Here is a 25,224-nt window from a genome sequence, read left to right as displayed (position 1 = left end):
TTCAGGAGCCCCCTTCGTTCCAATGAAGTTTCTTGCGCAAGGTGTCGAAATAGCTCCAGCCGCGCGGGTGCAGGAAGCGCACTCGAAAGTCGGAGCGGCGCACCACCACGCGGTCGCCGATGGCGAGCGAGGCCAGCGACTGCATGTCGAAATTGGCGCTGGCGTCGCGTCCGCCCACCAGCTCGATCACGATCTCGTCGGCATCGGGCAGCAACACCGGGCGATTCGAGAGCGTGTGCGGCGCGATCGGCACCAGCACCCAGCCCGGCACGGCCGGATGCAGGAGCGGCCCGCCGGCCGAGAGAGCGTAGGCCGTCGAGCCTGTGGGCGTGGCGATGATCAGGCCGTCGGCGCGCTGGTTAGCCACGAAATGGCGGCCCACTGACACGCGCAACTCGACCATGCCGGAGGTGGCGCCGCGGTTGACGACCACGTCGTTCATGGCGAGCGCGTCGAACACCGAGGCGCCGTCGCGCACGACCTGCGCATGCATCAGGCTGCGGTGGTCTTCCTCGTACTCGCCGGCCAGCATCGGGATCAGCGTGGCCTGGTAGTTGTCGAGCGGGATGTCGGTGATGAAGCCGAGCCGGCCTCGATTGATGCCGATCAGCGGGATGCCGTAGCTGGCGAGCTGCCGGCCGATGCCGAGCATGGTGCCGTCGCCGCCGACTACCAGGCCGAGGTCGCAGCGCTGGCCGATTTCCTCGACGCTCAAGGCTTCGTAGCGTGGATGGGCGGGGGCGCCGTCATCGTCTTCCTCGCAGGTCGAGCGCTCGACGAACACTGTGCAGCCTTGCGATTCGAGGAAGGCGCCAATGCCTTCCATGACGCCGTCGCGCGAGTCCGCCTGCGCCCGGGCGCCGGAAGCCTGGTATTTGCCGATCAGGGCGACGTGACGAAAGCGAGAGGTCATATCTCACAAATTACAACACTAAAATCTTGCAATGCTGGACGACCGTGCCAAGTTGCTGCTCAAGACGCTCGTCGAGCGCTACATCGCCGACGGGCAACCCGTCGGCTCGCGTACGCTGTCGCGTTCCTCGGGGCTCGATCTGTCGCCGGCGACCATCCGCAACGTCATGTCCGACCTCGAGGCGCTGGGGCTGATTGCCAGCCCGCACACATCGGCCGGCCGCATTCCGACGCACCGCGGCTATCGCCTCTTCGTCGACACCATGCTGACCGCGCAGCGCGAGCAGATGAGCACGCCGAGCCTCGCGCCCGACCAGCCTCAGAAGGTGATCGCCAATGCGGCGCACCTGCTGTCGAACCTGTCGCAGTTCGTCGGCGTGGTGATGGCGCCGCGGCGCGCTTCGGTGTTCAAGCAGATCGAGTTCCTGAAGCTCTCCGACCGGCGCCTGCTGGTGATCATCGTCTCGCCCGATGGTGACGTGCAGAACAGGGTGATCTTTCCGGAGGCTGACTATTCGCAATCGCAGCTTGTCGAGGCGTCGAACTACATCAACGCGCACTATGCGGGCCTGACCATCGAGCAGGTGCGCGATCGTCTCCAGTCCGAGGTCGAAAAGCTGCGCGGCGAGATCGCCGCATTGATGCAGGCGGCGGTGCAGGTCAGTTCCGAAGTGCTGAACGAGGCGCAGGAAGACGACGTCGTGATCTCGGGCGAGCGCAATCTGCTGGCGGTGAGTGATTTCTCCAGCGACATGGGGCAACTGCGCCGGGCCTTCGAGCTCTTCGAGCAGAAGGCCCAATTGATGCGCCTGCTCGACGTGTCGAGCAAGGCCGAAGGGGTGCGCATCTTCATCGGCGGGGAGAGCCAGGTGGTGCCCTTCGAAGAGCTCTCCATCGTCAGTGCCAACTACGAGGTCGATGGACAGGTCGTGGGCACGCTGGGCGTGATCGGGCCGACGCGCATGCCCTACGAACGCATGATCCAGATCGTCGACATCACATCGCGCCTGGTGAGCAATGCGCTGAGCCATCGCAAGTAGGCGCCGCGGCGCGAATAGAATCGGGCCGCGTGGGCCGTTAGCTCAGTTGGTTAGAGCAGCGGACTCATAATCCGTTGGTCGATGGTTCAAGCCCATCACGGCCTACCACCGCTTCTTGTTTTTGCCCGTTTTCGGAACGAGCCTCAGAACAGGCTATAATCGAAGGCTCAGCGGCTGTAGCTCAGTTGGATAGAGTACTTGGCTACGAACCAAGGGGTCGTGGGTTCAATTCCTGCCAGCCGCACCATCTCCAGAAATGCCCGGAAGATTCATCTTCCGGGCATTTTTCTTTTGCGCCTTCGCATGGATTCGGCCGGGCAAATGCAGAAAGGGTCGAAGAAAGCGGGCTATAATTGCGAGCTGTGCGGCTGTAGCTCAGTTGGATAGAGTACTTGGCTACGAACCAAGGGGTCGTGGGTTCAATTCCTGCCAGCCGCACCATTACAAGAAAAGCTCGCAACGAAAGTTGCGGGCTTTTTTCATTTGGAGGATTCTGCTTTGAGCAAGGCATTCACCAAGGAAACAGACTCTGACGGGGATGACGACGGCGCCGATGGCGCGTTGCCTCCGTTGCCCGCAGGCAGCAAGAACTACATCACCCCCGAAGGCTACGCGCGCCTGCGCGACGAGCTGCTGCAGCTGATGGACGAGGAGCGGCCGAAGATCGTCGAAACCGTGCATTGGGCAGCCAAGAATGGTGACCGCTCCGAGAATGGCGACTATCTCTACGGCAAGAAGCGCCTGCGCGAGATCGATCGCCGTATCCGTTTTCTCACCAAGCGCCTCGAAATCGCGGAGGTCACCGATCCCTCGGTGCACCACGGTCGTGATCAGATCTTCTTCGGTGCCACCGTTCGCTATGCCGACGAGACGGGCGACGAGCGCAGCGTCACGATCCTCGGCATCGACGAAGCGGAGAGCGCTAAGTCGCAGGTCAGCTGGATTTCGCCGATTGCTCGGGCGCTGCTGAAGTCGCGCGAAGGCGACGTGGTGAAGCTCGTCACACCGGGTGGGGCGCACGAGGTCGAGATACTGTCGGTGAGCTATCCGGAGCCGCGCCCAGCCGCGGCGTAGCGGCGTCTCAGGGGGCGGGAACCGTCCTCGATGCGGTAAGCACCGACGCGGTGCGTCGGGCCGCGCGCAACACCGCATCCAGGTGCGTGCGGTCGCGCACGGCGATCACGAAACGCAGGTCGGTCGAATCCTGCGGGGTTTCGTCGGCCATTTCCACATGCGTGATGTCTGCTTCCGCATCGGCCAACGTGGCTGCGACCCGCGCCAGCACGCCCTTGTCGTTGCGCACGGTGATGACCACCCCGGTTTCGAAGGCGCGTGTAGGTTCATCTGCCCATTCGACGGCGAAGAAGCGTTCGCTGTCTTTGTGGCGCAACCGCTGGCCGACGCCGCAGTCTTCCGTGTGCACCACCAGGCCTTCGCCATGGCCGAGGTAGCCGACGATCTGGTCGCCAGGAATCGGCCGGCAGCACAGTGCAAAGCGCACTGACGAGTTCTCGCTGCCGTCCAGTGTGACCGCGCCCTGCGACACAGTTTCGTGCGAGATGAAGCGCTCGCGGCTCAACAGCAGCGCGTCGGGCCGTTCGCCCAGCTCGGAGAGCATTGCGACCAGTCGTTTCGCGACGATGCTGGCAATGCGCTTGCCCAGGCCAATGTCGGTCAGCAGTTCGGAGCGGGTGCGGTTGCCGGTGAAGCGCAGCAGCTTCTCCCACAGCGCCTGATGTTCCTCGTCTTCCTCGGGCAGCTTGCTCAGGCCTTCGGCGCGCAGCGCCTGCGCGAGCAGCTTTTCGCCCAGGCCTTCGGACTCGGCGTGCGCCAGGGTCTTCAGATAGTGGCGGATCTTGGAACGCGCCCGGCCGGTTCGCACGAAGCCCAGCCAGGCCGGGTTGGGCGTCGACACTGGCGCGGTGATCACCTCGACCACATCGCCGTTCTTGAGCTCGGTGCGCAGCGGCACCTGGTCGCCGTTGATGCGCGCGGCCGAGGTGTGGTCGCCGATGTTGCTGTGAATGGCGTAGGCAAAGTCGACCACCGTGGCGCCGCGGGGCAGCGCCATGATCTGGCTCTTGGGCGTGAACACATAGACCGCGTCCGGAAACAGGTCGACCTTGACGTGGTCCCAGAACTCGGCGGCGTCGCGTGTTTCGTCCTGGATGTCGAGCAGCGATTGCAGCCACTTGGTGCCCAGTCGATCGTTGCTGGCCGCGTTCGGCTCGGCCGCCTTGTACAGCCAGTGTGCAGCCACGCCCGACTCGGCCACCACATGCATCGCCTCGGTCCGAAGCTGGAACTCGACGCTCACGCCGGCCGGGCCGACGAGCGTGGTGTGCAGCGACTGGTAGCCGTTGAGCTTGGCGATCGCGATGTGGTCCTTGAACTTGCCCGGCAGGGGCTTGTACATCTGGTGCAGGATGCCCAGGCCGGTGTAGCAGGCGATCACGTTCGGCACGATCAGGCGGAAGCCGTAGATGTCGGTCACCTGGGCGAAACTCAGGTGCTTTTCTTCCATCTTGCGGTAGATCGAATAGAGCGTTTTCTCGCGCCCCGCAATGCGCAGCGTCATGTTGGCTGCGGCAAAGGCGGTTTCGACCTCGCGCTGCACCTTCTGGATCAGGTCGCGACGTCGGCCGCGCGCCTTGGCCACGGCCTTCGACAGCGTGGCATAGCGCCACGGTTTCAGATGCCGGAACGACAGTTCCTGCAGCTCGCGGTAGGTCTGGTTCAGCCCGAGGCGATGCGCGATGGGCGCGTAGATCTCCAGCGTTTCGCGCGAGATGCGGCCCCACTTTTCACGCGGCGCATCGGCCAGCGTACGCATGTTGTGCGTGCGGTCCGCCAGCTTGACCAGGATCACGCGCACGTCGCGCGCCATGGCCAGCAGCATCTTGCGGAACGACTCGGCCTGGTTTTCTTCGCGGGTGTTGAACTGCAGCTTGTCGAGCTTGGTCAGCCCGTCGACCAGTTCGGCCACTGGGGCGCCAAAGCGCTCGATGAGTTCGGGCTTTGTGACGCCGCAGTCTTCGATGGCGTCGTGGAGCAGGGCGGCCATCAGCGCCTGCGCATCGAGCTTCCACTCGGCGCATTGCGCCGCCACGGCGATGGGGTGGGTGATGTACGGCTCGCCGCTGTTGCGCAGCTGTCCGAGGTGGGCCTCGTCGGCGAAGCGGTAGGCGCGGCGGACCAGCTCGGTGTCTTCAGGGCTCAGGTAGTCGAGACGCGCGGTCAGTGCGGCAAAGCTTGCGGCGGCCGCGTTCAGCGCAGCCGGACTCGGCTTCGGCGTGCCCTTGGGGGCATGGGACTGAGATTTGGCTACCGCGCTCATGGCTACCACTTTAGCGTGACCGCTGTATGGACGCGTTCAGGCATAAAAAAAGCACCGCTTTGCGGTGCCTTTTCGTTGCAGGGCTGCGTCAGATCAGCCCGGCACCTTCTTGAGCATTTCGAGGCCGATCTTGCCTTCGGCGATTTCGCGCAGGGCGGTCACGGCGGGCTTGTTCTTGCTCTCGATCTTGGGGGCATGGCCCTGGCTCAGCATGCGCGCACGGTACGTGGCGGCCAGGACGAGCTGGAAACGGTTCGGGATATTGACGAGACAGTCTTCGACGGTGATGCGGGCCATGATGAGAATCTTTCTGTCTGTGAGCGGATGAACTCGGATATCAGGGGATGTTCAGTGCGGCGAATGTGTCGGCACGTGCACGGCGCTGTGCGGAATACCGGAGCCGCTGAGCGTGGACGATCGCCTTGAGATCGAAAAGCGCGCGCTCAAATAACTCGTTGATTATAACGAAGTCGAATTCCCCCGCCCGAGCCATCTCTTCGGCGGCGTTCTTCAGGCGCAATTCGATGACCGAGGCGCTGTCTTCGCCGCGCCGTTCGAGGCGGGAGCGCAATTCTTCCCAGCTGGGCGGCAGGATGAAGATCATGACCGCGTTGGCAAAGGTCTTGCGGATCTGCAGCGCGCCCTGGAAGTCGATTTCGAGGATGACGTCGGCCCCCTGGGCGATCCGCTCCTCGATGGCCCTCTTGGAGGTGCCGTACCGGTGGCCGTGCACATGGGCCCACTCCACGAAGCCGTCCGCCGCGATCAGGGCATCGAACTCCGTCGGCGAGGCAAAAAAGTACTCGCGACCGTGCTTTTCCTGCCCGCGCGGCGACCGGGTCGTGTGCGAGACCGAGGGCTGCACGGCCGAATCGAGCTCCATGAGCGCCTTGACCAGGCTCGATTTGCCGGCCCCGCTGGGCGCGGCCACCACGAAGATATTGCCGGGGTAATCCATTCTTTCGCTCGTCGTCATTCGATGTTCTGCACCTGCTCGCGCATCTGCTCGATCAGGACCTTCATGTCCACGCCGATGCGCGTGAGCTCCAGCGCCGCCGACTTCGAGCCCAGGGTGTTGGCCTCGCGGTGCAGCTCCTGGATCAGGAAGTCGAGGCGCTTGCCGATTTCTCCGCCCTTCTTGAGCAGCCGCTCGATCTCGTCGAGATGCGAATTCAGCCGGGTGAGCTCCTCGGCCACATCGATGCGGATCGCAAAGGCGGTGGCTTCGGTCAGCGCGCGGTCCTGGGCGGCTTCAGGCAGCGTGCCGCCCGTGCCGGCGGTCAGGCCCATGGCCTCCTGCCAGCGCTCCAGGAAGCGGGTGCGCTGCTGTTCGACCAGCTGCGGCACCAGCGGGCCCGCCTGCAGCACCAGGGTGCGCAACTGGCCCAGATGGGCTTCGAGCATCTTGGCCAGCCGCGCGCCTTCGCGCTGGCGGGCCGACATCAGGCCTTCGAGCGCCTTGCCGGCGACATCGAGCAGGTCGGGGCCCCAATCGCCGCGGGCGGCGCTGTCGCCGCCAGCCAGGCGCAGCACGTCGGCCACACTCAGGTCGCGGGCACTGGGCAGCCAGGCCTTGATGCTGTCCTGCACCCCGTTGAGCCGCTGGAGCAGCTTGACGGAGGGCTCGACCACACCGGCCTGGGCCGTGTTCTCGATGGCGGCCCGCACTTCGACCTTGCCGCGCTTGAGCTTGCCCGTGAGCAGCTCGCGCAGCGCGGTTTCATGCTGGCGCAGCTCCTCCGGCAACTTGAAGGTGAGATCGAGGAAGCGGCTGTTGACCGAGCGGATTTCTACCCCGAGCCGACCCGCGGCGGAAGGCCGTGCCTCGGCTTCGGAGTGGCTGCCTGCGGACCCGTTCTGGCCGCTGGCGTAGCCGGTCATGCTGTAAACTGGCATTGCGCCTCACTGTGGTTTTGCTTGCATGCACCGAGGCGTCGGCACGGCGTTCGCTTGCCGCACCATCGCCTTCGGGCGAAACTCCCGGATTATGTCAAAGGTCAAGCCTACGCCCCTGTTGCCCGATACGGTCATTGGTGGTTACCGCGTTGTACGCCGGCTTTCCGCAGGTGGGTTCGGTGTCGTCTATCTCGCCATCGACCCCAGCGGACAGCAGGTGGCCATCAAGGAATATCTGCCGTCCTCGCTTGCCACGCGGGGGCCTGGCGAGCTCGCGCCGCAGGTGCCGCCGGAGAAGCTGTCCCTCTACCGGCTGGGGCTCAAGAGCTTCTTCGAAGAGGGCCGCTCGCTCGCGCAGATCTCGCACGCCTCGGTGGTCAGCGTGCTCAATTTCTTCCGCGAGAACGAAACCGTCTACATGGTCATGAACTACCTGGAGGGCGCGACCCTGCAGGATTTCGTGGTCACGGCGCGCGACCTGAAGAAGCAAAAAGTGTTTCGCGAGTCGACCATCCGTTCGCTGTTCGACGAGATCCTGCGCGGCCTGCGCATCGTCCACCAGTACAAGATGCTGCACCTGGACATCAAGCCGGCCAACATCTTCGTCACCGACGACGACCGCGCCGTGCTGATCGACTTCGGCGCCGCGCGCGAAGTGCTCAGCAAGGAAGGCATCTTCATCCGCCCGATGTACACCCCCGGCTTTGCGGCCCCCGAGATGTACCGGCGCGACTCGTCGATGGGCCCGTGGACCGACATCTACGCCATCGGCGCATGCATCTACGCCTGCATGCAGGGTTATCCGCCCAATGACGCGCCGCGGCGCATCGAGAAAGACCGGCTCAGCCTGTCGCTGTCGCGCCTGCGGGGCGTGTACTCCGACAACCTGATCGAGGTGGTCGAGTGGTGCATGTCGCTCGACCCGCTGTCGCGCCCGCAATCGGTCTTCGCGCTGCAGAAGGAGCTCAGCCGCGAAGGCGAGCGCCGCTACACCAAGCTCACGGTGGGCGAGAAAGTGCGCCTGTCAATCGACAACATCCGCTCTTTCGACAAGAAGAGTCTGCCCAAGGCTGCTGCGCCCACCACGCGCCCTGCATGACATCATGAAATTCTCCGTCTTCCAGGTCAGCCGCAAGGGCGGACGTCTCAAGAACGAAGACCGCATGGGCTATTGCTACACGCGGGAATCGAGCCTGTTCGTGCTGGCCGACGGCATGGGCGGCCACCCGGAAGGCGAGGTTGCGGCGCAGCTGGCGCTGCAGACCATTGCCGCGCTCTACCAGCGCGAGGCGCGCCCCGTCGTGAAGGACGCCAAGGCCTTCCTGGCCGAGTCGGCCATGGCCGCGCATCAGCAGATCATGCGTTACGCGAGCCACAAGGCCATGCTCGACACGCCGCGCACCACCGTCGTCGCGGCCGTGCTCCAGGGCACAACCGCGACGTGGATGCACTGCGGCGATTCGCGCCTGTACGTCGTGCGCGACGGCCGCCTGCTGGTGCGCACGCGCGACCACTCGCACGCCGAACGCCCCAAGCCGCACGGCTCCGACATGCCCGTCAACCGCAATCTGCTGCTGACCTGCCTCGGCTCGCCGACCACGCCGCTGTTCGACGTCTCGGCGCCGCTGCAGCTGCAGCGCGGCGACCGCATCATGCTGTGCTCCGACGGCGTCTGGGGCGTGCTCGACGACGAACTGATCGTGCACACCCTCTCGTCCGACAAGCCCGTGTCCGACGCCGCCCCCGATCTCGCCGAGATGGCCTTGCGCAAGGGCGGTGCCCACAGCGACAACGTCACGCTGATCGCGCTCGAATGGGAAATGCCCGACAGCACGGGCGACGATCGCAGCGGCGTGTCTACCGAAACCATCGAAGACGGCGTGTTCGCCTCGACCATCCAGGCCGGCATGCCGTCGGACAACGAAATCGACGACCTCGACGAAGACGCCATCGAGCGCTCCATCGCCGAAATCAACGAAGCCATTCGCCGTTCCGCTGCACGCAAGACCTGAGCGCGCGGCTTTTCTCTTTCTTTTCTGTTCTCCAACAAATGACTGCTTTCACACGAAGCGGCGGCCGCGCCGCCGACCAGCTGCGCCCGGTGCGCATCACCCGCGGCTTCACCATCCACGCCGAAGGCTCGGTGCTGATCGAGTTCGGCCAGACGCGCGTGCTGTGCACCGCCTCGGTCGAAGAGAAGGTGCCGCCGCACAAGAAGGGCAGCGGCGAAGGCTGGGTCACCGCCGAATACGGCATGCTGCCGCGCGCCACGCACACCCGCAGCAGCCGCGAGGCGGCCAAGGGCAAGCAGACCGGCCGCACGCAGGAAATCCAGCGCCTCATCGGCCGCTCGATGCGCGCCGTGTTCGACCTCGCCGCCCTCGGCGAACGCACCATTCACCTCGACTGCGACGTGCTGCAGGCAGACGGCGGCACGCGCACCGCGGCCATCACCGGCGCCTTTGTCGCCGCGCAGGACGCCGTCAACAAGCTGCTGGCAGCCGGCACTCTCAAGGCCTCGCCCATCAAGGGCCACGTGGCTGCCATTTCGGTGGGCATCGTCGAAGGCACGCCGCTGCTCGACCTCGAATACACCGAAGACTCGGCCTGCGACACCGACATGAACGTCGTCATGACCGGCGCCGGCCATTTCGTCGAAGTGCAGGGCACGGCCGAAGGCGTGGCCTTCACGCGCGAAGAAATGAACATCCTGCTCGGCCTGGCCGAGAAGGGCATCGGCGAGCTCGTGACCCTGCAACAGCAGGCGCTGCTGCCATCGAACTGACCAACAGCTACTGGCGCTCGCCGAACGGGCGCCACAGCCACTTTTGACTTTTTATGAAACTGGTTCTGGCTTCCAACAACGCAGGCAAGCTCGCCGAACTCCAGCAGCTGTTTGCCGAGCTGTCCGTCACCCTGGTGCCGCAGTCGGCACTGGGCGTGGGCGAGGCTGAAGAACCCTTCCGCACCTTCGTCGAGAACGCACTGACCAAGGCGCGCCACGCCAGCGCCGCCACCGGCCTGCCGGCCATGGCCGACGACGCGGGCCTGTGCGTCGATGCCTTCGGCGGCCTGCCGGGCGTCGACACCGCCTTCTACGCCACGCAGTTCGGCTACACCAAGGGCGACGCCAACAACGTGAAGGCGCTGCTCGAACAGCTCGACGGCGTGGCCAACCGCCGCGCCGCGCTCGTGAGCACGCTGGTCGCGCTGCGCAGCCACGACGACCCCGAGCCGCTCATCGCCGTCGGCCGCGTGGTCGGCGAGATCGCGCCCGCACCCGTTGGCGACAACGGCTTCGGCTTCGACCCCGTCATGTTCCTGCCGGCCTTCGGCAAGACCTTTGCCCAGTTGCCGCCCGAAGTGAAGAACGCCAACAGCCACCGCGGCCGCGCGGCGCAGGCCATGCTGGCGTTGATGCGCGAGCGCTGGCTGTAATGGCCACCACCTTCCCGATCCTGCCGGCGCAGCCCACGGGCGCGCCGCAGGCCAACGACGTACTGCACTGGATGCGGCCCGGTCCGCTGCAGCTCAGCGCGCTGCCGCCGCTGTCGCTCTACATCCACCTGCCGTGGTGCCTGCGCAAATGCCCATACTGCGACTTCAACTCGCACGAATGGCGCGCGGCGAGCGAGGCCGAGATCGACGGCATTCCCGAGGCGGCGTACATCGACGCGCTGGTGGCCGACCTCGACGCTGCATTGCCGCTCATCTGGGGCCGTTCGGTCCACACCATCTTCATCGGCGGCGGCACGCCCAGCCTGTTTTCGCCACAAGCCATCGACCGCTTGCTGGGCGACGTGCGCGCGCGCCTCAAGCTCACGCCCGACTGCGAGATCACGCTGGAAGCCAACCCCGGCACTTTCGAGCGCAACCGCTTCCGCGCGTACCGCTCGACTGGCGTCACGCGCCTTTCGGTGGGCGTGCAGAGCTTCAACGACGAGCACCTGAAGGCGCTGGGCCGCGTGCACGACCGCGCGCAGGCCATCGCCGCCCTCGAAGAGGCCGCGAGCACCTTCGAGACCTTCAACCTCGATCTGATGTACGCGCTGCCGGGCCAGACCCTGGAAGGCCTCGACGCCGACCTGTCGCAGGCACTGGCGCTCGCGCCGCCGCACATCTCGGTGTACCACCTGACCATCGAGCCCAACACCTGGTTCGCCAAGTTCCCGCCCACGCTGCCCGAAGACGACATCGCCTACGCCATGCTCGACCGCATCACCGAGCGCACCAGCGCCAGCGGCATGTCGCGCTACGAGGTGTCGGCCTATGCGCGCGAGGGGCACCAGTGCGCGCACAACCTCAACTACTGGCAGTTCGGCGATTACCTGGGCATTGGCGCCGGCGCGCACAGCAAGCTGAGCTTTGCGCACCGCATCGTGCGGCAGGTGCGCTTTCGCGAGCCGCGCCTGTACATGGAGAACGCGCGCGCGGGGGCCGCGGTGTCGCAGAGCGACGAAGTGGCGCTGGCCGATCTGCCGTTCGAGTTCATGCTCAATGCGCTGAGGCTGAAGACGGGCTTCACGCTGCCGCAATTCAGCGAACGCACGGGGCTGGCGATGACGTCGATCCAGCGTGGTCTTGAAGAAGCAGAGCGCAAGGGGCTCGTGGCACGCGACCTGTTTCGCGTGTGGCCGACCGAGCGCGGGCTGGATTTTCTGAGCGATCTGCAGGCGATGTTCCTGCCCGATGGAGAGTAGGGCAGCGCCGTCGGCATAAAATCCACGGTTCCGGAGAGTTGGGTGAGTGGTTTAAACCAGCAGTCTTGAAAACTGCCGACGTGAAAGCGTCCGTGAGTTCTTATCTTAAGCAGAAATTTGTGCGTCTAATCTGAGGCGTACAGGTGGAGCTCTCAAGAGTGATTCATGTCAGTCGTCGCGTGCCGGTCATTTGTGCATCTAGTCGTTAATATGCTGCCCCTTTGGGGTAAACGATTGGAGTGCAATGGCGAAGCGAGGGCTGAAGAATCTTGTCCGGGAGAAAGATGTTCGCAATGGATTGCCGACATGGAGGCTGAAGACCCTGGACGGAACACCCGTTGAGGCATTCAGCGCCTTTTGTGAACACAACGTCGACTACTTGTTGAATTCCGCCGATCTCTGACCCTAGATTTCCATTGAATACTGACCCACCCGCTTTGTGAGCTTGAAGGCTTCACGGTGTGGATAAGTGCTTGGTGTTCTCCTTTTTAGGTTGAGGCTTTGCAGAATGTGTGGATCTGCCGCAGATTGCGCCGCTGTTTCCGCGATTTGGTGGCCTCGATCGCGAGCCAGGTCGCGAGCTTCTCGGCATAGGGATCGAGCTTGCTCGAGCCCGTCCGCTTGGCGTAGCGCGGCATTTCTTCGCCGCCTCGCAGGTACTTCTTTACGGTGTTGCGAGACAGGCCTGTACGCCTGGCTATCTCGCGGATGGACATCTGCTCGCGCAGGGCCCAACGTCTGATGACACTCAATGTCGCCACGTCTATCACTCCTAGGATCCCCTGCTTTAAAAAACAGCAGGGTAGGGTTTTACGTGGGTCAGTCTTAGACGGAAATTACTGCGCTAGCTGGGTCAATTTTCGACGGTAAACAACAGACCTTGATCAATCTCTGGTAATTCAATACGACCCGCGCGAACGGTGGTGGGGAATCGAGTTGGAGTTTCCTCCCGCATTGGATGAGCTTTTCGGCGTCACCAACAACAAGCAGCAAGCGCGCAACTTCTCGGAAGTGGCGGAAATGGATCTCACGTCACTCCTTGAGGGTGGGAAGAAGACGCTTTCCCAAGCCCGTGAGGAACTTGAGCTCGACGAGGACCCCAAGGCACCCTTGCTTTCGCTGGCCCACTTGATCGATAGTCGGCTAAGCCAGCTTCGTCGCCTGATTGAGCAGCAGACCAAGAACACGCGCGGCGGCCGCCGCCGCTACATTCCCGCGCCGGACAGCCCCGAGAAGGAAGCGACCGATAAGACCAAGGAGCGCCAAACGGAAGGTCACAAGGGCGGTAGCGACGCAGGTGAGAACCTCCCGCCGCAACAGAAGCAGACGGAAATTGAAACCGTGCTGCTCACGCAAGGGTTGCCTCAGGACGTTGCGCACGATCTTGCGGCGTCCACTGTCAAGGATTCTCTGAAGTACGTCTTCGTCGAGGCCGCAACTGACTCACCCGCATTCTTCTCGGTACAGCCGAAGGGCGGCGCGATCATCATCACGCTAAATACTACGCACCCAGCCTATCCGCGGTTGGTCGACGTATTGGAAAGCGGCATCGATGAAGACGCAGCGCAGGCCACTCCGGAGCAAACGATCGCGCGCCTAAATCGTGCCCTCAATGGCCTTAAGCTCTTGCTCATGGCATGGGCTCGATACGAGGACGAGCAACCAGATGGTCCCATTCGAGCACGTGCTCAAGACGCTCGCATCGATTGGGGGCGGATCGCACGCCGCTTTCTCCAAGAGGACTAGCCAGTGGTGTTGTGGGTGGGCCTCGGCACTAAGTTCGAAGCCTTGGCCGCAGGAGCTCGGGATCAGGTCGTTTTGGTCGCTCCTTTCATCAAGCAAGCCACGCTGCTTCGCTTGGTTGAGCATCTTCCTGCTTCGACGCCCGTGCTCTGCGTGACGAGGTGGCGGGTGGATGAGCTGGCGTGTAGGGTATCGGACTTGGACGTCTGGCAGACCCTTTGCGCGCGGGGCAATTCTCAACTCCTGCTGATCCGGGACCTTCACGCCAAGTACTTTCGCTTCGATGCCGATGTCATCGTTAGTTCATGCAACATCACTGGGGCTGCTCTGGGGTTCAAACAGCCTTCCAATCTCGAGATCGCGATCTCGGTCGAAGCCAATGCGCAAACAGCTGCGTTCGAGGCATACGTCGCAAGTCTTGCCGTACCGGCGACTCAAGAGATGTACAACGCGCTGCGTCGCATTCTGGAGTCATTGCCACCTATTCCGATGTCCGCCGTTGCAAGCGATGCGTCACCGCCGGATATTCTGCCTCTACCTGGCTCCAGCTCGGCTAGTCCTAATTGGTCGCACTGGCTTCCGACGTGCAGGACGCCGGAAGCGCTCTTCGATGCTTATTGTGGGCGCCTTGCCGATCTTACGCACGCTACTCGTAATGCGGCTCTGGCGGATCTTCTGCATATTGAACCGCCAGTTGGCCTCAGCCGCGACCAGTTCGAGTCCTTTGTTGCCGGAACGGTGCACTCGTCGCCGCTGATAGCAAAGCTTGCGGCCTTCGCGATAACGCCCAGGCGTTTCGGTGAAATGCGCGAACTCCTTCGAAAATTCAATCGACCTGACTCAGTGCTTGCTGATTGGCAGACCGTTATGCGGTGGTTGCTGCATTTCGCCCCCGATAGATTCTCCATGCGCGTCGCAACGTACTCGGAGATCTTTGAGGCCAAGTGGTAGTGTGCTGCCCCCTAGATATAGCCGCTTCCATCCGGCCTTTTCTTGGTCAACTACACTAGACGTCTTGGGGAAGGCTGGCCGAGCGGTTTAAGGCACCAGTCTTGAAAACTGGCGAGGGTGCAAGCCCTCCGTGGGTTCGAATCCCACGCCTTCCATACCTGATTAGATGCACATTTGTGCAACAAACCGGATGCGGGTCTGTCGCTGAGCCAGGTGGTGGTAAGTGTCAGAAATTGGTTTAGATAATCGTTCGAATCTCACACTCTCCGCCGAGACGAGTATTTTCAACACACCAGAACGCGCCGCAAGGCGCGTTTTTCATTGGGCAATGCCTATACTCTGCCGCCTCAAGCAGCCCTAACATGCCGTGAAAGCGCTTTTGGGATGGCCGGTGGTATGGCCGGCAGGAAGCGATGCCGAAGCGATCTCGTGAACTGTCTGCAACGGAGGTAGGGCGCCTGCGCGAAGAGGGCGATCACAACGTGGGCGGCATCCCTGGCCTGTATCTCCAAATCATCGACGGGTCACGCTCGTGGATCTTGCGTTACACGATTGAAGAGCCGCGGGGGGCGCTGAGAGTCAGTGATGAGAACAGTCTTGATCGAGGGAGCCGTAGGTGAAGCGTGACGTTGGTCTTGCGAGATTCCTGCTGCTTGCCGTTGTGCTTTCCGTGTCAGCGGCAACCGCTTGGCAGATCTGGTCGACTCGAAAGCATGCGCTGGCCGAGATCGACGTCGGCAACCTCAACCTGGCCAAGGCGCTGAACATCTATGCTGACGGTGTCTTCACCCAAAGCGCAGTCCTGTTGCTCGGCCTGTCCGAGCGGCTCGAGGCGGAAGGTCGCGAGCCGGAGAGCCTGCGACGCATACAGTCGTTGGTCAGAGGTCAAGAACAGTTGCTGGACCAACTCAGTGGCATCTCCATCCTTGATGCTCAGGGCGATTCGATCCTGCAATCCATGACGGGTGGACCCTCCGGCAACAGCAGTGCCGAGCGCGCTTATTTTCTGCACCATCGAAACAGTCCTTCGCGGGATTTTTTCATCGGCCCGCCCATAAAGAGCCGGTCTTCCGGAGAATGGGTGATTACTATCAGTCGGCGCCTTGAAGATCCCGATGGGAAATTCACCGGCGTGGTGGCCGTCACGCTTGCCGTCGAGAGTTTCCTGCAACCCTTTGGATCGATCGACATCGGTAGTAGCGGCGCGATTAGCTTGGCGACCACCAGCGGGCAGTTGTTGGTGCGTTATCCATACCGTGAACAGGACGTGGGCCGAGACTTCTCCAAGTCGCCGAACTTCCTTCGTCACTATGCCGATGTTGCATCGGGCACTGCGTCCTTCCGCTCGAGCCTCGACGGAATTCCGCGAATCTATGCCTTCCGCAAAAGCGATCGCTACCCGGTGGTAACTACCGTTGCACTCGGCCAGAGCGAGGCGTTGCGAGCGTGGCGGCGCCAGTCACTTCTGACGCTCAGCGTGGTTGGCGTTTTGCTCGCGACCATGGCAATGGTGGGCCGGCGTTTGATCATCAACATTCAGCATCGCGTCAGTGCAGAGGCTTCATTGATGGCTACGCGTGAAGAGCTTTTGAAAGCCAACGGCCGACTCGAACTGCTTGCGACCCAGGATCAGCTCACCGGGGTGGCCAATCGTCGTGGCTTCGATGAGACCTTGAGCTTGGAATGCCGGCGAGCCGCACGAGAAGGAGCCTCTCTTGCCTTGGTTCTCATTGATCTGGATTATTTCAAGCACTTCAATGATACCTACGGCCACTTGGCGGGCGATAAGTGTCTACAGGCCGTTGCCGCGGAACTGCAGCATTGCGCTCGCCGTCCGGGAGACCTGGTCGCGCTATGGAGGGGAGGAACTGGTTGTGATTCTGCCTCGCACTGATCTGCAGGGCGCCAAAGACGTCGCTGACCTGCTGGTAGCGCGCATCCATGCCTTGAATATTCCGCACCGCGCGAGTCCTCACGGACGCGTCACATGTAGCGCCGGGGCCTCGAGCTTTCAAGGAATCCATGCGGACGGCGTTGAGCGTCGACTTATCGAAGCTGCCGATCGCGCGCTTTACGAAGCCAAAGAGTCTGGGCGCAACAGGTCGGCGAGTTGAGTGCTGAGTATTTGTAAGCTACCGGCTGGCGCGCCGGTGCATTGGTCAGAGCGACTATTCGTCTGAGATGTAATAGTCCGCTCGAGGCCGTTGCTGACGGCTGGACCGTTTAGGGCGTGATGTCTGTGACGTGTTGAAGCAGAGCGAACGCCACGCGCCATGCGCTTCCGTCAAAGTAGTTTTTGAAGCCGAAGCGATTGGGGGAAGCGGACGAAAATTCGAACACCCGAAAGATGTGGCCATGAAGTTTCTTGATCTGATCGCGTTCTCCAGGCCTTCGATGCACGCCATACGCATCGAACTGAAGCGAGGCAACTCCAATGCAGTCGCGCACTGGCCAGTAGAGTTGGTGTCGTTATGCGCAGCTTGGCAGCAGCGATGTGCAGCCCCCGGATACCTGATGCAGCGAGGGCGCCCGAAGCGCTGGGCGGACCTGCAGGCGCACAACTGCTCGAGCTTCTCCTTGTCGAACCTGTCGCGCCCGGACGAATAAAGGTGCGCAGAAGCGCGTTGCCATCAAGGGAACCTTGCGGGCCAACAACGGGGATGCGTTGGTCACGGCCGCGGTTGCCGGGCTTGGTGTTCTTTACGAGCCCGAATTCATCGTGGCCGACGCCATTCGGCAGGGCGCACTGGAGCGCATTGCACTGGATGCCGATACGGCGGATCTCGGAGGGATCCATCTGGTCCGTGCGCCTGAGCGGGCGCCCCCAGCGAAGGTGCGCGTCGTGAGCGAATTCCTTGTCGCGGCATTCAACCCCAGTCCCCTGGACAATTTCATGATGTGCTACCTGCGCAGACGGCAATTGGACATGGCCGGGCGAGAATCGGCCACGCCAAGCCCGCTCTCTTGTCCTATCCGACTCGCCAAGCTCTCGTGACGTCCACCGAACTCAAGGGCTTCATCCTCACCCGCCACTGGCGGGATGCGCCCGCCGGCACGGAGATCGAGTACTGGCTGGCAACGGATGCGGGGCCGGTGAAAGTGGTCCTGACCTCCCAAAGCTCCGTCGCATTCGTCGCAACCCAGCACAGGGCAGCGGTAGAAGCGCACCTCGTGGCCATGCCAGGCTTGCAGATACGTAAGCTCGAGCTGAAGACTTTTCATCAGGAACCCGTCACCGGTATCTATGCGAAGCACTTCCGCCAGCTCGGCCGGTTGATGCGTGCTCTCCAGGCACAGGGCATTCCCCTGCTCGAAGCCGATGTGCGCCCGCACGATCGCTACCTGATGGAGCGGTTCATCACCGCTGGCGTGCTGGTGGAAGGAGGGCGGGCAGACCGCTCCACCATCGTCGACTGCAAGCTCAAGCCAGCGCCCGAGTTCCGGCCGGTGCTGAAGGTGGCGTCGCTGGACATCGAGACCAGCCAGCATGAGGCGCTCTATTCCATTGCGCTGGACGGTATGGCGGACCGCGTCGTCTTCATGCTGGGTGAGCCGCCATCCGGGTCGGGTGGGGCCATGGGCTTTTCGCTCATCTATTGCCCGACCCGCAAGGCCATGATCGAGAGGCTCAACGACTGGTTCGAGCGAAACGACCCGGACGTCATCATCGGCTGGAACGTCATCCAGTTCGACCTGCGAGTGCTTCAGAAGACCGCCAACGAGTGCGGGACGCAGCTCCTTCTGGGGCGGGAGCGGCGGCCCATCGAATGGCGTACCCATCCGGGCAAGCAGGGCTACCTGTTCGCGCCCATGCCCGGCCGGGTGATCATCGATGGCATCGACGCCCTCAAGGCCGCCGTGTGGAGCTTTCCCTCCTTCAGCCTGGAGACCGTCTCGCAAACGCTGCTGGGCGAGGGCAAGGCCATCGGCGACGAGTACGACAAGATGGCAGAGATCGAGCGGCGGTACCAGGAAGACAAGCCCGCGCTCGCGCTCTACAACATCCGGGATTGCGAGCTGGTCCTGCGCATCTTCGACAAGGCGAAGCTGCTGCAGTTCGTGATGGAGCGGGCCCAGACCACAGGCCTACAGGCCGACCACTTCGGTGGCTCCATCGCCGCGTTCAGCCACCACTACCTGCCGCGGATGCATCGCCAGGGCTACGTGGCGCCGAACGTGGGCGAGATTGCGAGCAAGGCCTACCCCGGCGGCTACGTGATGGACTCGAAGCCGGGGTTCTACGACTCCGTCGTGGTGCTGGACTACAAGAGCCTCTACCCCTCGATCATCCGGACCTTCCTTGTCGATCCGGTCGGCTTCATCGAGGGCTCGAATGCTGGCGACGCGACCATGCTCGTCAAGGGCCCGCAGGGGACTGTCTTCTCGCGCGAAAAGCACTGCCTGCCGGAAATCGTGACCACGCTCTGGCGCGCCCGGGACGAAGCCAAGCGGACGAAGAACGAGCCGCTGTCCCAGGCCCTGAAGCTGCTCATGAATTCCTTTGCCGGCGTGCTGGGTGCGGCCGACTGCCGTTTCTTCAATCCCAAGCTGGTGTCCGCCATCACCCTTCGTGGCCACGAGATGATGAAGCTCACGCGCGAATTCGTGGAAGACCGCAACTACGAAGTCATCTACGGCGACACCGACTCCATCTTCATCTGGCTCAGGCGTACCCACACCAACGAGAACGCGCATGCCGTTGCGACCACCTTGGTGAGAGACATCAACGCGTGGTGGACAAACTCCCTTCGCGAGGAGCACGGCCTGCAGAACTTCCTCGAGATCGAGTTCGACACCCACTACAAGAAGTTCTTCATGCCGACCATTCGCGGCTCGGACGTGGGCAGCAAGAAGCGGTATGCGGGCCTGAGCGTCGACGCCAACGGCAAGGAGGAGATGGTCTATCGCGGTCTCGAGATGGCCCGAAGCGACTGGACCCCGTTGGCGCGCCAGTTCCAGGAGGGCCTGCTTTCGCGCATCTTCCACGACGAGCCTTACAAGGAGTTCGTGACCGACTATGCAGAGGCGCTGCTGGCGGGCAAGATGGACGATCTGCTCATCTACAGGAAGCGCCTGCGCCACCGCCTCGATGCCTACCTGGTCAACGTACCGCCGCAGGTACGTGCGGCAAGGATTGCCGACGATCACAACAGTCGGGTCAACCGACCCAGGCAGTATCAGAACGGCGGCTGGATCCGGTATGTCATGACTCGCAGCGGCCCTGAACCCATGGAGATTCGTCAGTCCCGAATCGACTACGAACACTACCTGACCAGGCAGCTTCAGCCGATTGCCGATGCCATTCTTCAGCCCATTGGAGAAAGCTTCATGGCTTTGACGACGTCACAGCGCGGGCTCTTCTAGCGAGATCGAATGCAAGTGCTCAAGACCTCTTCAGCTTTTGAGGCGGCCGGTTGCCACTTCGACCGCGCGCTCCAGGAGGCAGCGAGTGCAGCCTCAGCCCCAGCGCGACCCAAGCGTAAGATTCCAGCCTCCCCCTACAGACTCAAAAGAGGTCTCGTGCCTTCAATCGTCTCGGTCAATCAGCTTTCCAAGACTTACGCGTCGGGATTCCAGGCACTCAAGCGTGTCGATCTGGATATCCACCAAGGAGAGATATTCGCGCTGCTCGGCCCCAACGGGGCGGGCAAGACAACGCTGATCAACATCATCTGCGGCATCGTCAACCCGAGCGAAGGCACGGTGCTGGCCGATGGGCACGACATCGTCACCGACTTCCGGGCCGCACGCACGAAGATCGGCCTGGTGCCGCAAGAGCTGGCCACCGACGCCTTCGAAACCGTATGGGGCACGGTGAGCTTCAGCCGCGGCTTGTTCGGCTATCCGCCGAATCCGGCCCATATCGAGAAGGTGCTTCGCGATCTTTCCCTCTGGGACAAGAAGGACACCAAGATCATGGCGCTTTCGGGCGGCATGAAGCGTCGCGTGATGATCGCCAAGGCGCTGTCGCATGAACCCCGGATTCTTTTTCTCGACGAGCCCACCGCTGGCGTTGACGTGGAGTTGCGACGCGGCATGTGGGAGATGGTGCGCAAGCTGCGGGAAAGCGGCGTCACCATCATCCTGACCACGCATTACATCGAAGAGGCCGAGGAGATGGCCGACCGCATCGGCGTGATCCGCAAGGGCGAGCTCATCCTGGTGGAGGACAAGGCCGCACTGATGAAAAAGCTCGGCAAGAAGCAATTGACGCTGAGCCTTCGGAACGCGCTGGTTGCCATTCCCGAAGCACTCGTCGACCGCTACCAGCTCGATCTGGCCGACGACGGCCACTCGCTGATCTATACCTTCGACAAGCAGGGCGACGACAACCAGATCGCCGGCCTTTTGCGCCAGCTCGGCGAGCTCGGCATCGACTTCAAGGACCTGCATTCCTCCGAAAGCTCGCTGGAGGAAATCTTTGTCAGCCTCGTGAGGGGGCAAGCATGAACATGTACGCAATCCGCGCCATCTACCTGTTCGAGATGGCGCGCACGTGGCGCACCCTGATGCAGAGCGTGGCCTCGCCCGTGCTCTCCACGTCGCTCTATTTCGTCGTGTTCGGTTCGGCCATCGGCTCGCGCATGGTGGATGTCGACGGCATCGCCTACGGCGCCTACATCATCCCGGGCCTTGTGATGCTGTCGCTGCTGACGCAGAGCATCGCCAATGCCTCGTTCGGCATCTACTTTCCCAAGTTCTCGGGCACGATCTACGAGGTGCTGTCCGCGCCCGTCTCGTATGTCGAGGTCGTGTGCGGCTACGTCGGTGCGGCGGCGAGCAAGTCGATCATCCTCGGGATCATCATCTTGATCACCGCCCGGTTGTTCGTGTCGTACGAGATCGCGCACCCGCTGTGGATGGTGGCGTTCCTCGTGCTCACCGCGGTGACGTTCAGCCTGTTCGGTTTCATCATCGGCGTCTGGGCCGACGGCTTCGAAAAGCTGCAGATCATTCCCTTGATGATCGTCACGCCGCTGACCTTCCTGGGCGGGAGTTTCTATTCGATCAACATGCTGCCGCCGTTCTGGCAGAAGGTCTCTCTGTTCAATCCGGTGGTCTACCTGATCAGCGGGTTCCGGTGGAGCTTCTACGGCGTCTCCGACGTGAGCCTGCCGATCAGCATGAGCGTGACGCTGGTTTTCCTGGCGCTGTGCCTGGTCGCCGTGCGCTGGATCTTCAAGACCGGGTACAGGCTCAAGGTTTGATTGGGCGTGTAACTACTCGGCGGTTTCATCTTCCTCTTCGTCTTCGGCTTCTTCAGCGCGGCGAACCGTCACAAAGTTTGTAGCGTCTTCCACGAATGCCATGAGCTTTTCGTCGGGCGCCATTCCGCGTACTTCGGTCTGGATGCCGTCGCCATTCTTGTAGTCGACCTGCACCAGCGCAAAACAGGCCAGCGGCTCTTCCATTTCTCCTTCATCGCCGCCGTCGTACACGGCGACCCACCCTTCGGCGGGCATGATCTGAAGGATCTTCACGTCTTCCATCGAGTTACTCCAAGTTCAAACAAAGATTGCGCGGCGCAGCATATCCCATGGAAAGGGCCCCGAAGGGCCCAGGATCGGCACGCAGGATCAATCGCCATGCATGCAGACAAGAGAAATGCCACCCCCATTTCTAGAATTGCTGCAAAGGGGCATCCATGTCACCGCAGCTCGTTCTTGCCCACGCAAGATTGTTCGACGGCGATCGCTACTTCGGTGACGACCACCACACCATCGGGATTTCGGACGGGAAGATTTCTTCCGTCGAACGAGATGACGGCGAGGGGGCTGCAGGCCCAGACATCCGTCGCGTGAACCTTGGGGGGGCGGCTGGTGATGCCGGGCCTCATCGACGCGCACACGCATGCCACCGATCGGTGCTGTCCACGGCCAGTGCCACTTTCCCTGGAGCTCATGGCAAACGAGGACGGCTCCAGTCGAGCCGGGCGCGGCGACATGGCCGCCGGGCCTTCACCTCCCGAAGGCCGTCATCCTGCTCGCGCATAGCGGCGTGAAGCCCTCAGCCCTGCTTGCGCATCGCGAAGCACGCCCCGGCCACGAGGATGAAGGCCCCGATGATGACCTTCTGCCAGGTGCTTGGCACCCCCGCCAGGATCAGCACGTTGTTGATCAGCGTGACCAGCACCACGCCCAGCAGCGTGCCGCCCACGGTGCCGCTGCCACCGGTGATGCGGGCGCCGCCGAGGATCACGGCGGCGATCACGTCCAGTTCGTTGCCCACCAGGTCGAAAGGATTGGCCAGCCGCGTGCTCGACACATGCACGATGCCTGCGAGGCCCGACAGGAAGCCCGCGTACGCGAACACGAAGACGTGAACGGTGCGCAGGTTGTAGCCCAGCCGCTCCGCAATCGCCAGGCTGCCGCCGATGGCGTACACCGCGCGGCCGATCAGCGTGCGGTTCAGCAGCCACCAGGTCAGCACCGCCGCGCCGGCCAGCACCAGCACGGTGGCCGGCAGCACCGCATGTAGGCCCTGCGGCGTGTCGAAGCGCCAGAGCGCGAGCTTGCCGAAGGCATCCATCGGCAGCGGCACGTTCATGAAGAACACGGTGCCGACAAAGGTCAGCAGGATGCCGCGGTACAGGTACTGCGTGCCGATGGTCACGATCAGCGAAGGCGCCTTGAGCCAGTGCACCAGCAGGCCGTTGAGCACGCCGAGCACCGCGCCGCTGGCCGCACCCGCCACCAGCAGCAGCGCGATCGGCGCTTCCGGAAAATAGTTCAGCACGAGCTTGGTGATGCTGTACATCGTGAGCGCGGCAATCGCCGCGAACGATACGTCGATGCCGCCCGCGGCCAGCACGATCAGCACGCCGAGCGCGAACAGGCCCAGCACCGTGCAGGCGCGCACGATGTCGAACAGCACCGGCAACTGGAAGAAGCTCGGGTTGATCGCGCCCACCGCCAGGCTCACCAGCACGATCAGCGCCAGTGTGAAGACCGAGGGGCGCTGCGCGAGCCAGTGGCGCCAGGACGTGCGGGCCCGGGGCTCGGGCGCTGCGGGCACAGCGGTGGTGTGCGCTTGCATGGTGGAAGCCGTCATGAGAATGCGGGAGAGGGGGTGTCGGAAACCAGCGCGCGGTACAGCTCGCTTTCGGCCAGCCCTTGCGCGTCGAAGTCGTGGGCGATGCGGCCCTTGCGCATCAGCAGGATGCGGTCGCAGTTCTGCAGCAGTTCCTGCAGGTCGTCGCTGACCAGGATCACGCCCAGCCCCTGCTCGGCCAGCCGCTGCACGATGCGGTAGATGGTGTCTTTCGAGCCGACGTCCACGCCCACGGTCGGGCCGTGCAGGATCAGCACCCGCGGATCGATGGCGAGCCAGCGGCCGATGAGCACGCGCTGCTGGTTGCCGCCCGAGAGCGACTGCACCGGGCGGTCCACGTCGGGCGTGGCGATCTGCAGGTCGGCCACGGTGCGTTCGGCCAGCGCCTGGCACTGGCGCGCATCGAGCGCGCCGAAGCGCCCGCGCAGGCGGCCGAGCACGGCCGTGACGATGTTGTCGCGGATCGGCTTGTCGAGAAAGAGGCCTTCGCTGAGCCGGTCTTCGGGCACATAGCCGATGCCCTGGCGGATGCCGTCGGCCGGTGTCTTCAGCGTGATCTCTTTCGCTGCGAGCGAGATGCGGCCGCGGTCTGCGGCTTGCACGCCCGCGAGCGCCATCGCCAGCTCGTTGCGCCCCGAGTCGAGCAGCCCGGTGATGCCCAGGATCTCGCCCTTGTGCAGCGTGAAGCCCACGTCGCTGAACTGTGTGCCGCGGCCCAGCGCTTCGACCTTCAGCAGCGCGTCGCCGTCATGCGAGCGGTGGCGATAGCGCGCGCCGTCGAGCTGCTTGCCGGTCATCCAGTGCGCAAGCTCGGCCTTGGTGAAACCCTTGATCGGCCCCTGCGCGACCTTGGTACCGTCGCGGAACACGATGGCCTGGCCGCCCATGGCCATGCACTCGTCGAGCTTGTGGCTCACGAACAGCACCGCCACGCCCTGCGCGCGCAGCGCCTCGACCACGTGCACGAGGTTGTCCACTTCCTTCTGCGTGAGCGAGGTGGTGGGCTCATCCATGATGACCATGCGCGCGCGCGTGGCCACGGCGCGCGCGATCGCCACCAACTGGCGCGTGGCAATGGGCAGTTCGTCGACGCGGCGCGCCAGGAAGGCGGCGTCGGTCGGCAGCTTCACCGTCTCCAGCGCACGCACGGCCGTGGCCGCGACCGCCTTGCCGTCGAAACGGCGCGCCAGCTTGCCGCCGGTGCTCACCAGCTGCTCGCTGAGCGCGACGTTTTCGGCCACGCTCATGTTCGGCAGCAGGGACAGGTCCTGGTAGACCGTCTCGATGCCGAGCGTGAGCGCCTGAAGCGGCGACAGCGCATCGTGCGGCCTGCCGTCGATCACGATGCGGCCCTGGCTCGGCGGCTGCGCGCCCGAGATGATCTTGATCAGCGTGCTCTTGCCGCAGCCGTTCTCGCCGAGCAGGTGGTAGATCTCGCCGGCCTCGATCGTCAGGTCGATGCCGCGCAGAGCGTGCACGCCCGCGAAGCGCTTGTGCACGTCCTGCACCTCGAGAAAGACGCGGCGCCCCGCCGGCGTGGCCGGGGCGTGCGTGGCCTGCATGGAGGGCGCTGCTGCAAGGGTCATGGTTCGCA

The 25,224-nt window shown here is 63.3% G+C and carries 22 protein-coding genes, 4 tRNA genes and 2 pseudogenes; 19 read left to right on the top strand and 9 right to left on the bottom strand.

Going from position 1 to position 25,224, the window contains the following annotated elements; translation table 11 throughout:
* Position 1: 1 nt before the first annotated feature.
* Entirely contained in the window at positions 2 to 913 is a 912-nt protein-coding gene (locus ACSFCA_RS08625) for an NAD kinase (protein WP_093059696.1), read from the bottom strand.
* A gap of 31 nt (positions 914 to 944) precedes the next feature.
* On the opposite strand from ACSFCA_RS08625, the gene hrcA reads away from it, so the two are divergent.
* From hrcA to greB, 5 genes are all read left to right on the top strand, one after another.
* Positions 945 to 1,952 (top strand): heat-inducible transcriptional repressor HrcA, encoded by a 1,008-nt coding sequence (gene hrcA / locus ACSFCA_RS08620; RefSeq protein ID WP_093059694.1) that lies wholly within the window; start codon positions 945 to 947, stop codon positions 1,950 to 1,952.
* Positions 1,953 to 1,983: 31 nt separating this feature from the next.
* Positions 1,984 to 2,060: transfer RNA gene (locus ACSFCA_RS08615), tRNA-Ile, on the top strand.
* Between the two features lie 62 nt (positions 2,061 to 2,122).
* Positions 2,123 to 2,199 (top strand) — tRNA-Arg (locus ACSFCA_RS08610).
* 117 nt (positions 2,200 to 2,316) lie between these two features.
* Positions 2,317 to 2,393 (top strand) — tRNA-Arg (locus tag ACSFCA_RS08605).
* Between the two features lie 57 nt (positions 2,394 to 2,450).
* Entirely contained in the window at positions 2,451 to 3,026 is a 576-nt protein-coding gene (greB, locus tag ACSFCA_RS08600) for a transcription elongation factor GreB (protein ID WP_435459248.1), read from the top strand.
* Positions 3,027 to 3,033: 7 nt separating this feature from the next.
* On the opposite strand, the gene ACSFCA_RS08595 is transcribed toward greB, so the two are convergent.
* From ACSFCA_RS08595 to ACSFCA_RS08580, 4 genes are all read right to left on the bottom strand, one after another.
* Entirely contained in the window at positions 3,034 to 5,289 is a 2,256-nt protein-coding gene (locus ACSFCA_RS08595; RefSeq protein ID WP_093081838.1) for a RelA/SpoT family protein, read from the bottom strand.
* Between the two features lie 93 nt (positions 5,290 to 5,382).
* Complete coding sequence (rpoZ, locus tag ACSFCA_RS08590) at positions 5,383 to 5,586, bottom strand: DNA-directed RNA polymerase subunit omega (protein WP_007835875.1); 204 nt, start codon at positions 5,584 to 5,586, stop codon at positions 5,383 to 5,385.
* A gap of 40 nt (positions 5,587 to 5,626) precedes the next feature.
* Positions 5,627 to 6,247, bottom strand: coding sequence for a guanylate kinase (gene gmk, locus ACSFCA_RS08585; RefSeq protein ID WP_093059689.1), 621 nt, complete (start codon positions 6,245 to 6,247; stop codon positions 5,627 to 5,629).
* A gap of 14 nt (positions 6,248 to 6,261) precedes the next feature.
* Positions 6,262 to 7,185, bottom strand: coding sequence for a YicC/YloC family endoribonuclease (locus ACSFCA_RS08580; protein WP_435459249.1), 924 nt, complete (start codon positions 7,183 to 7,185; stop codon positions 6,262 to 6,264).
* 91 nt (positions 7,186 to 7,276) lie between these two features.
* Between ACSFCA_RS08580 and ACSFCA_RS08575 the strand changes: the two genes are divergently transcribed.
* Genes ACSFCA_RS08575 through hemW form a run of 5 tightly spaced genes read left to right on the top strand, consistent with a single transcriptional unit; the run spans position 7,277 to position 11,885 of the window.
* A complete protein-coding gene (locus tag ACSFCA_RS08575; RefSeq protein WP_042673779.1) occupies positions 7,277 to 8,284 on the top strand; it encodes a serine/threonine protein kinase in 1,008 nt (335 codons plus the stop codon).
* Positions 8,285 to 8,288: 4 nt separating this feature from the next.
* Positions 8,289 to 9,197 (top strand): PP2C family protein-serine/threonine phosphatase, encoded by a 909-nt coding sequence (locus ACSFCA_RS08570; RefSeq protein ID WP_093059685.1) that lies wholly within the window; start codon positions 8,289 to 8,291, stop codon positions 9,195 to 9,197.
* 38 nt (positions 9,198 to 9,235) lie between these two features.
* The gene (gene rph, locus ACSFCA_RS08565; RefSeq protein WP_258353088.1) at positions 9,236 to 9,970 is read left to right on the top strand and encodes a ribonuclease PH; all 735 of its coding nucleotides are present in this window, start codon (positions 9,236 to 9,238) and stop codon (positions 9,968 to 9,970) included.
* A 53-nt stretch (positions 9,971 to 10,023) separates the two neighbouring features.
* Positions 10,024 to 10,623: a non-canonical purine NTP pyrophosphatase gene (locus tag ACSFCA_RS08560; protein ID WP_435459250.1), complete on the top strand. Its 600-nt coding sequence runs from the start codon at positions 10,024 to 10,026 to the stop codon at positions 10,621 to 10,623.
* A complete protein-coding gene (gene hemW / locus ACSFCA_RS08555) occupies positions 10,623 to 11,885 on the top strand; it encodes a radical SAM family heme chaperone HemW (RefSeq protein ID WP_435459251.1) in 1,263 nt (420 codons plus the stop codon). Before ACSFCA_RS08560 ends, hemW begins: the two co-directional genes overlap by 1 nt.
* A gap of 512 nt (positions 11,886 to 12,397) precedes the next feature.
* Here hemW and ACSFCA_RS08550 read toward each other — a convergent pair.
* Positions 12,398 to 12,655 (bottom strand): annotated as a pseudogene (locus ACSFCA_RS08550) (helix-turn-helix domain-containing protein); the annotation flags it as partial.
* Between the two features lie 184 nt (positions 12,656 to 12,839).
* On the opposite strand from ACSFCA_RS08550, the gene ACSFCA_RS08545 reads away from it, so the two are divergent.
* The 9 genes and pseudogenes from ACSFCA_RS08545 (at position 12,840) to ACSFCA_RS08505 (ending at position 21,787) form a co-directional block, all read left to right on the top strand.
* Complete coding sequence (locus tag ACSFCA_RS08545) at positions 12,840 to 13,631, top strand: hypothetical protein (RefSeq protein WP_435459252.1); 792 nt, start codon at positions 12,840 to 12,842, stop codon at positions 13,629 to 13,631.
* Positions 13,632 to 13,634: 3 nt separating this feature from the next.
* On the top strand, positions 13,635 to 14,579 hold the full coding sequence (locus ACSFCA_RS08540; RefSeq protein ID WP_435459253.1) for a phospholipase D family protein: 945 nt from the start codon (positions 13,635 to 13,637) through the stop codon (positions 14,577 to 14,579).
* 68 nt (positions 14,580 to 14,647) lie between these two features.
* Positions 14,648 to 14,734 (top strand) — tRNA-Ser (locus ACSFCA_RS08535).
* Between the two features lie 803 nt (positions 14,735 to 15,537).
* Positions 15,538 to 16,693 (top strand): annotated as a pseudogene (locus tag ACSFCA_RS08530) (sensor domain-containing diguanylate cyclase).
* 133 nt (positions 16,694 to 16,826) lie between these two features.
* Positions 16,827 to 17,186: a hypothetical protein gene (locus ACSFCA_RS08525; protein WP_435476535.1), complete on the top strand. Its 360-nt coding sequence runs from the start codon at positions 16,827 to 16,829 to the stop codon at positions 17,184 to 17,186.
* 22 nt (positions 17,187 to 17,208) lie between these two features.
* Positions 17,209 to 17,574, top strand: a complete 366-nt coding sequence (locus ACSFCA_RS08520) for a LysR substrate-binding domain-containing protein (protein WP_435459428.1) — start codon at positions 17,209 to 17,211, stop codon at positions 17,572 to 17,574.
* Positions 17,571 to 19,943, top strand: coding sequence for a DNA polymerase II (locus tag ACSFCA_RS08515; protein WP_435459255.1), 2,373 nt, complete (start codon positions 17,571 to 17,573; stop codon positions 19,941 to 19,943). Before ACSFCA_RS08520 ends, ACSFCA_RS08515 begins: the two co-directional genes overlap by 4 nt.
* 9 nt (positions 19,944 to 19,952) lie before the next feature.
* Positions 19,953 to 21,029 (top strand): ABC transporter ATP-binding protein, encoded by a 1,077-nt coding sequence (locus ACSFCA_RS08510; RefSeq protein WP_435459256.1) that lies wholly within the window; start codon positions 19,953 to 19,955, stop codon positions 21,027 to 21,029.
* Positions 21,026 to 21,787, top strand: a complete 762-nt coding sequence (locus tag ACSFCA_RS08505; protein WP_258353095.1) for an ABC transporter permease — start codon at positions 21,026 to 21,028, stop codon at positions 21,785 to 21,787. Before ACSFCA_RS08510 ends, ACSFCA_RS08505 begins: the two co-directional genes overlap by 4 nt.
* Positions 21,788 to 21,799: 12 nt before the next feature.
* Here ACSFCA_RS08505 and ACSFCA_RS08500 read toward each other — a convergent pair whose 3' ends face one another.
* The 3 genes from ACSFCA_RS08500 to ACSFCA_RS08490 form a co-directional block, all read right to left on the bottom strand.
* Positions 21,800 to 22,069, bottom strand: coding sequence for a hypothetical protein (locus tag ACSFCA_RS08500; RefSeq protein ID WP_258353096.1), 270 nt, complete (start codon positions 22,067 to 22,069; stop codon positions 21,800 to 21,802).
* Between the two features lie 517 nt (positions 22,070 to 22,586).
* Positions 22,587 to 23,630, bottom strand: a complete 1,044-nt coding sequence (locus ACSFCA_RS08495) for an ABC transporter permease (RefSeq protein ID WP_354338106.1) — start codon at positions 23,628 to 23,630, stop codon at positions 22,587 to 22,589.
* Positions 23,627 to 25,216, bottom strand: coding sequence for a sugar ABC transporter ATP-binding protein (locus tag ACSFCA_RS08490; protein ID WP_435459257.1), 1,590 nt, complete (start codon positions 25,214 to 25,216; stop codon positions 23,627 to 23,629). The genes ACSFCA_RS08495 and ACSFCA_RS08490 overlap by 4 nt, the downstream gene beginning before the upstream one ends.
* Between the last annotated feature and the right edge of the window lie 8 nt (positions 25,217 to 25,224).

The sequence above is a fragment of the Variovorax multivorans genome (assembly GCF_051216835.1).
Taxonomy (GTDB): domain Bacteria; phylum Pseudomonadota; class Gammaproteobacteria; order Burkholderiales; family Burkholderiaceae_C; genus Variovorax.
Note: the sequence above shows the minus strand (reverse complement) of the source record. Positions and strands in the feature narration are given on the sequence as shown.

Bases quoted from the DNA above. Each gene is read 5' to 3' on its own strand.
- ACSFCA_RS08595 (WP_093081838.1), bottom strand. From the start codon at position 5,289: ATGAGCGCGGTAGCCAAATCTCAGTCCCATGCCCCCAAGGGCACGCCG.
- ACSFCA_RS08510 (WP_435459256.1), top strand. From the start codon at position 19,953: ATGCAAGTGCTCAAGACCTCTTCAGCTTTTGAGGCGGCCGGTTGCCAC.
- ACSFCA_RS08495 (WP_354338106.1), bottom strand. From the start codon at position 23,630: ATGACGGCTTCCACCATGCAAGCGCACACCACCGCTGTGCCCGCAGCG.
- ACSFCA_RS08505 (WP_258353095.1), top strand. From the start codon at position 21,026: ATGAACATGTACGCAATCCGCGCCATCTACCTGTTCGAGATGGCGCGC.
- ACSFCA_RS08560 (WP_435459250.1), top strand. From the start codon at position 10,024: ATGAAACTGGTTCTGGCTTCCAACAACGCAGGCAAGCTCGCCGAACTC.
- ACSFCA_RS08490 (WP_435459257.1), bottom strand. From the start codon at position 25,216: ATGACCCTTGCAGCAGCGCCCTCCATGCAGGCCACGCACGCCCCGGCC.
- ACSFCA_RS08570 (WP_093059685.1), top strand. From the start codon at position 8,289: ATGAAATTCTCCGTCTTCCAGGTCAGCCGCAAGGGCGGACGTCTCAAG.
- gmk (WP_093059689.1), bottom strand. From the start codon at position 6,247: ATGGATTACCCCGGCAATATCTTCGTGGTGGCCGCGCCCAGCGGGGCC.
- rpoZ (WP_007835875.1), bottom strand. From the start codon at position 5,586: ATGGCCCGCATCACCGTCGAAGACTGTCTCGTCAATATCCCGAACCGT.
- ACSFCA_RS08500 (WP_258353096.1), bottom strand. From the start codon at position 22,069: ATGGAAGACGTGAAGATCCTTCAGATCATGCCCGCCGAAGGGTGGGTC.
- ACSFCA_RS08575 (WP_042673779.1), top strand. From the start codon at position 7,277: ATGTCAAAGGTCAAGCCTACGCCCCTGTTGCCCGATACGGTCATTGGT.
- rph (WP_258353088.1), top strand. From the start codon at position 9,236: ATGACTGCTTTCACACGAAGCGGCGGCCGCGCCGCCGACCAGCTGCGC.
- ACSFCA_RS08580 (WP_435459249.1), bottom strand. From the start codon at position 7,185: ATGCCAGTTTACAGCATGACCGGCTACGCCAGCGGCCAGAACGGGTCC.
- ACSFCA_RS08625 (WP_093059696.1), bottom strand. From the start codon at position 913: ATGACCTCTCGCTTTCGTCACGTCGCCCTGATCGGCAAATACCAGGCT.
- hemW (WP_435459251.1), top strand. From the start codon at position 10,623: ATGGCCACCACCTTCCCGATCCTGCCGGCGCAGCCCACGGGCGCGCCG.
- hrcA (WP_093059694.1), top strand. From the start codon at position 945: ATGCTGGACGACCGTGCCAAGTTGCTGCTCAAGACGCTCGTCGAGCGC.